Source organism: Fulvimarina uroteuthidis, assembly GCF_034321785.1.
In the GTDB taxonomy this organism is placed as follows: Bacteria; Pseudomonadota; Alphaproteobacteria; order Rhizobiales; family Rhizobiaceae; genus Fulvimarina; species Fulvimarina uroteuthidis.
Genome location: NZ_JAXLPB010000002.1, coordinates 423892 through 434945, shown reverse-complemented (window position 1 = coordinate 434945; position 11054 = coordinate 423892). Strand labels below are relative to the sequence as shown.

Annotated in this window: 11 protein-coding genes; 8 read left to right on the top strand and 3 right to left on the bottom strand. The window is 66.4% G+C overall.

Annotation, left to right across the window (positions count from 1 at the left end):
* The first annotated feature begins 24 nt into the window (after positions 1 to 24).
* Positions 25 to 699, top strand: a complete 675-nt coding sequence (locus tag U0C82_RS06955) for a GntR family transcriptional regulator (protein ID WP_322186350.1) — start codon at positions 25 to 27, stop codon at positions 697 to 699.
* Positions 700 to 733: 34 nt separating this feature from the next.
* Here U0C82_RS06955 and U0C82_RS06950 read toward each other — a convergent pair whose 3' ends face one another.
* A complete protein-coding gene (locus U0C82_RS06950; RefSeq protein ID WP_322186349.1) occupies positions 734 to 1504 on the bottom strand; it encodes a hypothetical protein in 771 nt (256 codons plus the stop codon).
* A 479-nt stretch (positions 1505 to 1983) separates the two neighbouring features.
* On the opposite strand from U0C82_RS06950, the gene U0C82_RS06945 reads away from it, so the two are divergent.
* Positions 1984 to 2634 (top strand): hypothetical protein, encoded by a 651-nt coding sequence (locus U0C82_RS06945; protein WP_322186348.1) that lies wholly within the window; start codon positions 1984 to 1986, stop codon positions 2632 to 2634.
* A 172-nt stretch (positions 2635 to 2806) separates the two neighbouring features.
* The gene (locus tag U0C82_RS06940) at positions 2807 to 3766 is read left to right on the top strand and encodes a rhamnan synthesis F family protein (protein ID WP_322186347.1); all 960 of its coding nucleotides are present in this window, start codon (positions 2807 to 2809) and stop codon (positions 3764 to 3766) included.
* Positions 3767 to 3816: 50 nt separating this feature from the next.
* Here U0C82_RS06940 and U0C82_RS06935 read toward each other — a convergent pair whose 3' ends face one another.
* Together U0C82_RS06935 and U0C82_RS06930 are read right to left on the bottom strand one after the other, a co-directional pair.
* The gene (locus U0C82_RS06935) at positions 3817 to 4926 is read right to left on the bottom strand and encodes a glycosyltransferase (RefSeq protein ID WP_322186346.1); all 1110 of its coding nucleotides are present in this window, start codon (positions 4924 to 4926) and stop codon (positions 3817 to 3819) included.
* A gap of 89 nt (positions 4927 to 5015) precedes the next feature.
* Complete coding sequence (locus U0C82_RS06930; RefSeq protein WP_322186345.1) at positions 5016 to 6110, bottom strand: glycosyltransferase; 1095 nt, start codon at positions 6108 to 6110, stop codon at positions 5016 to 5018.
* Between the two features lie 509 nt (positions 6111 to 6619).
* On the opposite strand from U0C82_RS06930, the gene rfbB reads away from it, so the two are divergent.
* The 5 genes from rfbB to U0C82_RS06905 all read left to right on the top strand — a co-directional run bounded on the left by rfbB (position 6620) and on the right by U0C82_RS06905 (position 11050).
* A complete protein-coding gene (gene rfbB, locus U0C82_RS06925; RefSeq protein WP_322186344.1) occupies positions 6620 to 7699 on the top strand; it encodes a dTDP-glucose 4,6-dehydratase in 1080 nt (359 codons plus the stop codon).
* Positions 7696 to 8265, top strand: a complete 570-nt coding sequence (rfbC, locus tag U0C82_RS06920; RefSeq protein ID WP_322186343.1) for a dTDP-4-dehydrorhamnose 3,5-epimerase — start codon at positions 7696 to 7698, stop codon at positions 8263 to 8265. The genes rfbB and rfbC overlap by 4 nt, the downstream gene beginning before the upstream one ends.
* The gene (rfbD, locus tag U0C82_RS06915) at positions 8265 to 9185 is read left to right on the top strand and encodes a dTDP-4-dehydrorhamnose reductase (RefSeq protein WP_322186342.1); all 921 of its coding nucleotides are present in this window, start codon (positions 8265 to 8267) and stop codon (positions 9183 to 9185) included. Before rfbC ends, rfbD begins: the two co-directional genes overlap by 1 nt.
* 12 nt (positions 9186 to 9197) lie before the next feature.
* On the top strand, positions 9198 to 10079 hold the full coding sequence (rfbA, locus tag U0C82_RS06910) for a glucose-1-phosphate thymidylyltransferase RfbA (RefSeq protein WP_322186341.1): 882 nt from the start codon (positions 9198 to 9200) through the stop codon (positions 10077 to 10079).
* 125 nt (positions 10080 to 10204) lie between these two features.
* A complete protein-coding gene (locus tag U0C82_RS06905) occupies positions 10205 to 11050 on the top strand; it encodes an ABC transporter permease (protein ID WP_322186340.1) in 846 nt (281 codons plus the stop codon).
* The last annotated feature ends 4 nt before the right edge of the window (positions 11051 to 11054 follow it).

Here is an 11054-nt window from a genome sequence, read left to right as displayed (position 1 = left end):
CCCAACGCGGAATGCCCCTGATCCATGACGAGTTTAGCCGCCCTCGAAGACGCGCTTGTACGTCCCGCCCTGTCGCTGGAGATCAGCGAGCGCCTGCGCCAGATGATCATGGAGGGCGAATTGAAGGCGGGGGAGAAGGTGCCGGAAAAGGCGCTGACCGAGCGCTTCGGCGTGTCGCGCACGCCGGTTCGCGAGGCCGTGAAGATCCTGGCGCACGATGGACTCGTCGAGCTCGTTCAAAATCGCGGCGCGATCGTCGCGCGCCAGACGGCCGGCGAACTTGCCGAACTCTTTCCGGTGATCGCGGCCCTCGAAGGGGCGGCGGGGGAGTTGGCCGCCATCCGCGCGACCATTGCGGAGATCGCCCGGCTCGCCCGGCTCTGCGCGGACCTGCGCCTCGCCTACGAGGAGGCCGACCGGCCGAGCTACTTCGAGATCAACCAGAAGATCCACACCGGCATTCTCGATGCGGCGCGCAATCCGACCCTGTCCCGCCAGCACGCCACACTGGCCCAGCGCGTTTTCCGGGCGCGCTATCAGGCCAATCTGTCTCCCGAACGCTGGCTGACGGCGACGCAGGAGCACGAAGCGATCCAGGCCGCTCTCGAAGCTCGCGACGGCAAGCGGCTCGCGGATCTGATGCGCGAGCACCTCATGCACAAGCTCGACGCCTTGATGCGCTCTCCCGCCAGCGAGTGATCAAGGTCCGGCGGTCGCCGCCGGCGCCGGGTGCCTATTCGTAGGAGACCGAGATCGTGCCGAGCCCCTCGATCCGCCCCTCGATACGGGTTCCCGGCTCGACGAAGAGCATGCCGGTGAGGGAGCCCGTCGTGACGATCTGGCCCGGCTGGAAACCGCCGCAATGGTCCCCGATCGCTCGTGCGAAGGCGACGAAGATGTCGAAGGCGTCGCCGCCCGGCACCGGGCAGGGGCCCGAGACGATCTGTCTGCCGTCGAACCGCAGGTCGGTCACCGGCTGCACGAAGTCGGGGGTGGCGCCGTCCGCCTGCGGCTCGGCCCAGACGAGGCCGCCATTCATCTGGTTGTCGGCAAGCTTCAGGGCATCGGAAAGCTCGGTGAACGCCTCGATCCGCCCGTCGATGATCTCGATGACGGGCAGGGGTGTGACGCAGCCCCGGGCCCGTTCGGCAAAATCCTCAGCCTCGACCGGCGGCAGGGGCCGGTCGAGGCGGAAGCCGATTTCCAGCTCGATGCCGCAGCCGCCGAGTTCACGGGCCGAGAACACCGCGCCATCGCCCCGCAATCCACTCTCGAGAACCGGCGCGACGATCACCGGCAGATCGAGCGCCTTGCGGCCGGTCTTGAAGGCGCGGGCGGGCCCGAGCGCCCGGCAGACGCTCGCCTGGACGCCGTAGGCGCCGCCGATGGTGAGATCGGATCCGGCAGCCTCGGCCTGCGCGCGCGGGATGCGCCGTCCCGATCTGCGGGCTTCGATGAGCCGTGCCGCGAAAGCGTCGATCGGGTCTCGTTCACTGGCGTCCATGTCGGCCTCCGGCCTGATATTCGATAAGCATGACGTGGTTTGTCTAACCCGATCCCGTCGGCGCGTCACGTCCCGCCGCAACGACCCGGCTTTCGCGGCGGGGCTCGATTGCATCGACCGCAATCCGGGGATCGATCGGCCGAACTCCCTTGCGGTTCCCTGCTTCGGAACCGGGCGCGCCTGACGGTCCCGACGCCCGATCGCGTCTCGGGCACCGTGCCGTTCGCCCGAGACGCGATCGGGCGGCGCATAGGTGCGTCTCCGGTGGAAATCCGGCGGGGGTCCGGCAAACCGCCGCGTTTCGTGATAGAGCCATGCGTGACGCGGGGGATCCGGCGGTCGCAGATCGAACATTGCCCCCCGCACGATACTTCGTAACGCACGGTCCGATCCGCAGCTTATCGTCATGCCAGCCAAAAGACGAAATTCGGCGGTACGCGGAACGCGCCCACCCATTTTCAGGAACGAAACGACCCATCATGGCACGCAATCAGAAACCGTTCACAGTGGCGGTCCGGAAAAGCCGAAGACAGACGAGCGAACGCGCAACGCCATTCGATCTCTCGCTGCTCGAGACCCGACCCGAGGCCGTGGCACCCGCAGCGGCGGCATCCACGAGCGAACGCCTGCCCGAAACGCCGAAGGCGGACATCGACAGGTCGCGCCGCATCCTCCCCGTCGTGCGGGCCGACGGTGATGGCGAAACGGGCGCGGCGGAAACCGGCGCGGTCGATGCCGCCGCGACATTCGAGGGGGGCCCGGACGCTCCGGGCGAGGCGCGGCGGCGCTATCGCCGCAGGAGCCCGGTCCGGCGGATCGATCCGGCCGAATACCAGATGTCCGAGCCGGACGCGTCGTCGCGCCAGCCGGACAGGGACGAGGCGGACATCGCGGCTACACCGGACCGCGCGGCGGAAGCCGGCGAGGCGGTCGGCGATCGCGCGGAAGCTGCCGAAGCATCTGAGACGGTCGAAACGGACGAGACCGCCGAGACCGCCGTGGCGCCCGATCGCATGAGCTATCGCATGCGCCGCCGCTGGATGACCGGAAACGTCCCGGTCGGCGAGCGCTGGAGCGTGCGGCGGCGCGCGGGAAAACGCGTGCTCGCCGTCAGGGACGCCGGCCTATGACGCCCGACGCGTGACCGCTCACCGGATCGGCCCCTGCGGCGGCGGGTTCGGGACATTCGGTGACGGACCATCGAAGTGCCAGATGCGGGCGGTGTGGCCGAAAAACCGGATGTCACGCCTGCACCGGGCACTGTAAGGGGCAGGTCTTTGCACTTTTGAGGACACGAGCGCGATGAGACCAGGCACGCCTTCCCCCACCGCACCGCGCGACCTCAAGGCGCGCGTGGTGGTCTTCGTGCACGTCTTTCATCGCGATGTCTGGAGCGAGATCGCCGCCCATCTTGCCGAGGCGATGGACCGCCCGTTCGCCCTCGTCCTCACATGCCCGCATCCGTCCATGGACCTCGATGTGCCGCAGACCCCGCACCTTGCCGGCTGGACGCGGATCACGACCGAGAATCGCGGACGCGACGTGCTGCCGTTCCTGACCGCCCTTCGCGGGGTCGACCAAAGCTTCGAGTTCGGGCTGAAGCTGCACACCAAGCGGTCCGTCCACCGCACCGATGGCGATGCCTGGCGGCGGTTCATCGCGAACTCGCTCCTGCGGAAAGACGCGCAAGGGCTCGTCGCCCTTGGCGCCATGGAGGCGGTTCCGTCGATCGGCCTCGTCGCTGCACAAAACCATCTGATGCCGCTGAAGAACCGGCTCGTCCTCAACCGGACCCATGTCCGCACGATCATGGACAGGACCGAAAGCACCGTGCCGCTTGCGCAGCTTGCCGAGGGCACCTTCGCGGCCGGAACCATGTTCTGGTTTCGCCGGGACGCGCTCGCACCCTTCGCACGCGACGATCTGGCGTCCCTGTTCGGCCCCGAACGGGCCGAGCTCGACGGAACCGCCGCCCATGCGGCCGAGCGCCTGTTCGCCCATGTCGCCGAACGTCGCGGCTATCTGGCCACCGCCGAGGAAGCGCTTGCGCCGCTTTGGTCAGCCGGCGAAGCGTCGCTCGACGAGCTTCGCACCCTTGGCCAGCGGCAGCTCCGGCCCGAAGACAATCCCTTCATTCTCGGCTTCCGGCCCTTCTGGCAACGCCATCCACGCCTGTTCGACCTCTATGCCGCGCTGCGTCACGCGACGATCGGGATCGCGCTCGAGAAGCTGAGAACGCGCCGCACGATGAGGAGAGGCTGACGCGCGGGCGAGCCGGCGGCATGGTGGGTTCCCGGGGCTGCGAGACCCGTTCACTTGACAAGCGAGCGATAGAGCTCGGCATAGGCGCGGCCCATTCTGTCGACGGTGAAGAGTTCCTCGAAGCGCTGCTGCGCCGCCATGCCCCAGCGCGCCGCCTGGCTTTCGTCCGCGATCATCTCGTTCATGGCCGCGGCGAGTGCGTCCGGATCGTTGGGGGGCACGACGATGCCGGTCTTCCGGTCCGCGTTGACATAGCTCGTCCCCGTGCCGAGCTCGGTCGAGATCATCGGCTTGCCCACCATCGCAGCTTCCAGAAGCGCCAGCCCGAAGGCTTCCGAGCGCTGGTTGGACGGGAACACGAAACCGGCGCTGAGGGCGTGCAGCGCCATCTTGTCGATGTCCTCGACAGGGCCGACGAAATGCAGATTGTCCGCGCCGAGCGCCGCCGCCTGTCGCTTGAGTTCGGGTTCGATCGGCCCGGTGCCGACGATGACGATGTCGGCGCGGGTCTGCCCGGCGGCGCGGATCAGGACGTCGAGGCCCTTGTAGTAGCGAAGCACCCCCGTGAAGAGAAAGAACGGTCCGGGCAGGCGCCGTCGCCAGCGCGCGCGCGTCTCCTCGTCCGGCACCGGATAGGACCGCTCGTCGAGACCGATCGCGACGATGCGGGTCTTGTCCGCGAACCGCTTGAGGACGGGGCTTGTCGCCAGATAGGGGGGCGAGGTCGCGACGATGAGATCGACATGGTCGAGGAACCGGTTCATCAGCGGCGCATAGACGCGCCGCAGCGTCTTCTGCTTCACGATATCGGAATGGTAGGTGACGAGGCTCGGCTTGCCGTGCCGGCTGGCGAAATGCACGAGATCCATGAAGGGCCAGGGGAAATGGTAGTGAACGAGGTCGGCGGTCCTCGCTTCCCTGGCGAACTTCGCAAAGACGTCGCGCGAGAACCCGGTCGAGGCCAGTTCCAGATCGAGCCGCGCCTTGATCGCGCGATGGCCGTCGATGTCGAGGCTCGCCGTCTCCGGCGTCCGGCTCAGCGAAAGAACGGTCGTCTCGATGCCGAGATCGCGCGTTGCACCGGCGATGGATGCGATCGTGCGCTCGACGCCGCCGAAATTGTCGGGCTGGTACGTCTTGAAGAAATGCAGGACCTTCATCGATCTCTCGCGTGTCGGCGCCCCCAGGGCTTGGGGCGATAAGGTGGCTTTGACCCTTGCTGGCGGCCCGGCGCGGCGCTTGCGTGCTTTCAGCCCCGTTCGATGATCGCGCGCATGGCGTTGACGAACCGATCGGCCGAGAATTCCTGCGCCCGCCTCTCGCAGGCGTCCCGCATTCCGATCGCCCGCTCGGCGGGCAGGCGCATGACGGCCGCGACGATATCGTCCGGCTTAAAGCCCGGCGGCAGGAGAAACCCGGTTTCCCCGTCGAGGATGGTTTCCTTCAAGCCGCCTTCCGCAACGCCGATGACCGGCTTTCCGGCCGCCATGGATTCGACCGGAGAAATCCCGAAATCCTCGTCCACGGGACCGTAGAGGGTCGCGATCGCGCCGCCGACCAGACGTTGCAGCGTCGCCTCCTCGACCCAGCCGAGAAACTCGATGTTCGGGGCGTTCCCCGCACGCTGGCGCAGCCTGTCGAGGTCCTCGCCGCCCGAGGCGACGATCAACCTTCTGTCCGGCATGCGCAGGAACGCATCGACGATCGCGCCCACGCGCTTCAGGCCGCTGACCCGGGCCGTCGACAGATAATAGTCCTCCGGCGCGCGATAGTGAAACCGGTGGGTGTCGCAGGGCGGGTAGACGACGACGCTGTCGCGGCCGAGATAGCGGGATATGCGCCCCTGGATGTTCCGCGAATTGGCGACGATGACATCCATCCGGTCGACGGCGGCCCGGTATCCGGCCTCGAACCGCGACAGGGCCAGGCGCCTCGCGAACGAACCGCCGCCGTTCTTCAGGAAGAAGTCCTTCTGGTCGTACAGGAAGCGCGGCGGCGTGTGGCAATAATAGATGTTGCGCGCGCCGTCCGCCTTGTCGGGCGCGGCGAAGGGGGCGGCGACACCGCTGAAGATCCTGACGGCGTAGGGCCGCGCCGTGCGCCGGGCAAGCCTGAACCGCGCCGCGAGCGCGGCGGCCCGCAGGCCCGGCCGTCGCAGCACCGCCGGCAGGCCGAGATCGGCGGCATTCCTCGGAAACATCGCCGGCTCGTAGCTTTCCGGCTGGCGGTAACCGTAGAAGAGATCGGCCTCGAACGCTTCGGCCAGGGTCAGGGCCAGACGCTCGCCGCCACCCCTTATTCCAAAATAATCATGGAAGACGGCAGGGTTCGGTTTCATCGACATCGGGGCGGGTTTCGGCTGGGTCACAGGAAAGGAGCGTTTGTCCCGTGCGGCTTTCGCACATTCCGGCGGAACGGTACAGGCCCGGCCACCGGTGGAAGCGCCGCGCGAAACGGCGGCTTGCGGAAAGGCGCATCCGGTTTTCGAAGGTCGCGGGGCGGCGGCAGCGGAACCGGAGACCCGGCCCAGCGGGCGCGATGGCAGCCTCTTGTCCGGGCCCATAACGACGGCGCGGGCACGATTTTGCGCAGCGAACGTTACGTGCACGAGCCGGCCACGCCGAAATCGACCCTTGCCGTCCCGAGCGGCATAAGCCCCTGCTTCATGTTTGCGAACAACTCTGTTAAGAGCCCGCCGAACATCGTGAAACGGAGCTTTCATAACGTGCGGCGACGTTGTCAGGCACGGCGCGCGCGTCCGGGCGCGAAGACGAGGCTCCCGTATTCACGCGATCGAGACCCGCTGGAGACGCCGCGCGCCTTAACTGACGATCGGCCTTTTGAGATATGACCATGCCCAAACGTTTTCTCGTCACCGGTGGCGCCGGCTTCATCGGTTCCGCCGTCGTCCGGCGCCTGATCGAACAGACGGACCACGAGGTTCTCGTCGTCGACGCGCTGACCTATGCGGGCAACCTCGAAAGCCTGGCAAGCGTGGCCAAGGACCCGCGTTACCGGTTTCTTCGCGCAGACATCCGCGATCTCGACGCCATGCGGCAGGCGCTGGCCGATTTCGATCCCGATATCGTCATGCATCTGGCCGCCGAAAGCCATGTCGATCGGTCGATCGATGGTCCGATGGCCTTCATCGAGACCAATATCGTCGGAACGACCGTCCTTCTGCAGGCCGTCCTCGCCCACTACCGCACGCTCGACGGCGAGCGCCGGTCGCAGTTCCGGTTTCACCACATCTCGACCGACGAGGTGTTCGGCACGCTCGGCGAAACCGGCTATTTCACGGAAACGACGGCCTACGACCCGCGCTCGCCCTATTCGGCTTCCAAGGCCTGTTCCGATCATCTGGTCCGCGCCTGGTACCACACCTACGGGCTGCCGGTCGTCGTCACCAACTGCTCGAACAATTACGGCCCCTGTCACTTCCCCGAGAAGCTGATCCCGCTGGTGATCCTCAACGCGCTTCACGGCGAGCCCCTGCCGGTATACGGCAAGGGCGAGAACGTGCGGGACTGGCTCTACGTGGACGACCATGCGGCGGCTCTCATCCTCGTCGCAGAGCGCGGCGCGGTCGGCGAGACCTACGCGATCGGCGGGCATAACGAGCGACGCAACATCGACGTGGTGCGCACGATCTGCACGATCCTCGACGAGATCCAGCCCGATGAGGGCGGCCCACGCGAGCGCCTGATCACGTTCGTCGCCGATCGTCCGGGCCACGATGCCCGCTATGCGATCGACGCCGGCAAGATCGAGGCCGAGCTCGGCTGGCGGCCGGCCGAAACGTTCGAGACCGGTCTGAAGAAGACCGTCCAGTGGTATCTCGACAATCGCCAGTGGTGGGAAAACATTCGCTCCGGCCAGTATCGCGGCGAACGGCTGGGGCTTGGAAACGAAGACGGCAAGGAAACGGCATGAGCGCACAACCCCTTCTCGACGTGACCCGAACGGAGCTCGAGGGCGTCGTCATCCTGAAACCGCGCCGGTTCGGCGATGGACGCGGCTGGTTCACTGAAAGTTTCAACACCGCGCGCATGAGGGAAGCGGGCATCGACCTCGACTTCATTCAGGACAATCAGTCCTTTTCGGCCGACAAGGGAACGGTTCGCGGTCTGCATTACCAGACACCGCCCGCCGCCCAGGACAAGCTCGTCCGCGTCCTGGCCGGCGCCATCCTCGACGTGGCGGTCGACCTGCGGCGGGCCTCGCCCACCTATGGCCGGCATGTTAGCGTGGAGCTGAGCGCCGAGAACGGTCTCCAGCTTCTCGTTCCCAAGGGGTTTGCCCACGGATTCTCGACGCTGACGCCCGATACGATGGTGTTCTATAAGGTCACGGCTCCCTACGCGCCCGACTGCGACAAGGGCATCGCCTTCGACGATCCCGATCTGAAGATCGACTGGGGTCTTGGCGGCGAGACCCCGATCCTGTCGGACAAGGACGGGCGGCAGCCCTCCTTCGCCAGCGTCGAGAGCCCATTCTGATGCGCATGCTCGTCACGGGCCGCGAGGGGCAGGTCGTCACCGCCTTGCGCGAAAGAGCCGAGCGCGCAGGCATCGAGATCGTCACCCTCGGCCGCCCGGACCTCGACCTGACGGCGTCTCCTGAGGCCGTCACCGCGGCCGTGGTGAAGGCGAGCGCCGGCGTGAGCGTGATCGTCAGCGCTGCCGCCTACACGGCGGTCGACAAGGCCGAGGCCGAGCCCGACGTGGCGATGGCCGCCAATGGCCGGGGCGCAGGCGCCGTGGCGAGGGCTGCGGTGGACCTCGGCGTTCCCGTCATTCATCTCTCCACCGACTATGTGTTCGACGGAGAGAAGAACGGTGCGTGGCTCGAAACCGACGCGACGAACCCGATCGGCGTCTATGGACGCTCCAAGCTGGCCGGCGAGGACGCGGTTCGCGCGGCGGGTCCCCGTCACGTTATCCTGCGCACGGCGTGGGTCTATTCGCCGTTCGGCCAGAACTTCGTGAAGACGATGCTGCGTCTGGCCGCCGCCGGGCGTGACAGTCTCAACGTCGTCGCCGACCAGACCGGATCGCCGACCTCGGCCCTCGACATCGCGGACGCGATCCTGACGATCGCCGCTACGCTCGAAGCCGAACCCGGAGACGAGGCGCTCTACGGCACGTTCCATCTGGCGGGCACCGGCCAGACGAACTGGGCCGATTTCGCCCGTGCTATCTTCGAGGGCGCGCGCGCGCGCGGCTCCGTCGGTGCGGATGTCGTTTCGATCCCCACGAGCCAGTATCCGACGCCGGCGGCTCGCCCGAAGAATTCGGTGCTTTCCACAACGCGCCTGTCCGAACGCCATCACGTGAAACTGCCGTCGTGGCAGACCTCCCTCGCCACGGTCCTCGATCGGCTGATCGAGGCGCCGTCCCGGGCGGACGGAAAGAAATAAGGACGAAAGACCATGAAGGGTATTATCCTTGCCGGCGGCAGCGGCACGCGCCTGCATCCGATGACGCTGACGGCCTCCAAGCAGCTACTGCCGGTCTACGACAAGCCGATGATCTATTATCCGCTCTCGACCCTGTTGCTGGCCGGCATCACTGAGATCCTGATCATCTCGACGCCGCACGACCTGCCGCGCTTCGAAGCGCTGCTCGGCGATGGCGAACGGTGGGGCATCACGCTGCGCTACGCCGAACAGCCGAGCCCGGACGGGCTCGCCCAGGCCTTCCTCATCGGCGAAGAGTTCGTCGCCGGCGAGCCTTCGGCGCTGATCCTCGGCGACAACCTGTTCTACGGCCACGGTCTTACCGAACTGATGGCCAGCGCGCACGAGCGCACCGCGACACGACTCGGCGCGAGCGTCTTCGCCTACCATGTCGCCGATCCCGAACGCTACGGCGTCGTGGAATTCGACGCGCGGAAGAAGGCCGTGTCGATCGAGGAGAAGCCGGAAAATCCCAAGTCGAACTGGGCGGTGACCGGGCTCTACTTCTATGACGGCCGGGCGTCGGAATTCGCGCGCAGCCTGAAGCCTTCTTTGCGCGGCGAACTGGAAATCACCGATCTCAACCGGATCTATCTGGATGAAGGGTCGCTGGACGTTGCGCTGATGGGGCGCGGCTACGCCTGGCTCGATACCGGAACGCCGGACTCGCTTCTCGAAGCTGCCGAGTTCGTGCGCACGCTGGAACACCGGCAAGGCTTCAAGATCGCCTGTCCCGAGGAGATCGCCTATGCGAACGGGCTGATCGACAGGGAACGCCTTCTGGAGCTCGGCCAAAGGCTCGGCAAGAGCCGGTACGGGCAGTATCTGCAACGCATCGCCAACGAGGAACGATAGGCCGACCGCGCGCCCGTTGCAGGAGCCGGCGTGCTTGCCGGTTCGCGGCCCTGTCGGCCCGGCGCGCAAGACACCGGGCCCCTGGCGTTCGGGAGCCCGTGAACGATTTGAAGAAAGAGCACACAATGCCGATGGCCGAAGCGAACGCAGTCCCGGTGAAAGCCGCCAGGCATCGCACCCCTACCGGACGCATGGCGGTCGCGTGGCAGGATTTCCGCGAGGGCGTCGCGATGCGCGAGCTCTGGATCTTTCTCGGCTGGCGCGACGTGCGCAAGCATTATCGCCGCTCCGTCATCGGTCCGTTCTGGCTCACCCTGTCGATGGGCATCATGGTGGCGAGCCTCGGCTTTCTCTACTCGCAGATCTTCGGCATGGATATCTCGACCTACCTGCCGTTCCTGGCCGTCGGCTTCATCATGTGGGGCTTCATCAGCGGCACGGTCACGGCCGCCTGCAACGTCTTTTCGGGCGCGGCCGGCTCGATCCGGCAGATCCGGCTGCCCCTCAGCGTCTACATCTACCAGTTCGTCTGGTCGCAGCTCATCAATCTCGCCCACAACTTCCTGATCTATCTGATCGTCCTTCTCATCTTCGGCATTCCGATCTCCTGGTCGATCCTTCTCTTCATTCCCGCCCTTGCGCTCTACGTCCTCAACGGCGTCTTCGCCGTCATGGTCCTCGGGCCGCTCTGCGCCCGCTTCCGTGATATTCCGATGATCGTCAGCAGCTTCGTGCAGGTGATCTTCTTCATGACGCCGATCCTGTGGAGTGCCGAGCAGATCCCGCAGCGGGTCGCGTTCGTCGCGCTCAATCCGTTCTATCATTTCATCGAGATCGCCCGCGATCCCCTTCTGGGCGGCACGGGGACGCTGACGAACTGGATCGCCTGCATGGTGCTGACCATCCTGTTCGGTCTCCTCGCGACGGCCTTCTTCGCACGCTATCGAAGCCGCATTCCGTATTGGGCCTGATCAC

Bases quoted from the DNA above. Each gene is read 5' to 3' on its own strand.
- U0C82_RS06955 (WP_322186350.1), top strand. From the start codon at position 25: ATGACGAGTTTAGCCGCCCTCGAAGACGCGCTTGTACGTCCCGCCCTG.
- U0C82_RS06950 (WP_322186349.1), bottom strand. From the start codon at position 1,504: ATGGACGCCAGTGAACGAGACCCGATCGACGCTTTCGCGGCACGGCTC.
- U0C82_RS06945 (WP_322186348.1), top strand. From the start codon at position 1,984: ATGGCACGCAATCAGAAACCGTTCACAGTGGCGGTCCGGAAAAGCCGA.
- U0C82_RS06940 (WP_322186347.1), top strand. From the start codon at position 2,807: ATGAGACCAGGCACGCCTTCCCCCACCGCACCGCGCGACCTCAAGGCG.
- U0C82_RS06935 (WP_322186346.1), bottom strand. From the start codon at position 4,926: ATGAAGGTCCTGCATTTCTTCAAGACGTACCAGCCCGACAATTTCGGC.
- U0C82_RS06930 (WP_322186345.1), bottom strand. From the start codon at position 6,110: ATGTCGATGAAACCGAACCCTGCCGTCTTCCATGATTATTTTGGAATA.
- rfbB (WP_322186344.1), top strand. From the start codon at position 6,620: ATGCCCAAACGTTTTCTCGTCACCGGTGGCGCCGGCTTCATCGGTTCC.
- rfbC (WP_322186343.1), top strand. From the start codon at position 7,696: ATGAGCGCACAACCCCTTCTCGACGTGACCCGAACGGAGCTCGAGGGC.
- rfbD (WP_322186342.1), top strand. From the start codon at position 8,265: ATGCGCATGCTCGTCACGGGCCGCGAGGGGCAGGTCGTCACCGCCTTG.
- rfbA (WP_322186341.1), top strand. From the start codon at position 9,198: ATGAAGGGTATTATCCTTGCCGGCGGCAGCGGCACGCGCCTGCATCCG.
- U0C82_RS06905 (WP_322186340.1), top strand. From the start codon at position 10,205: ATGCCGATGGCCGAAGCGAACGCAGTCCCGGTGAAAGCCGCCAGGCAT.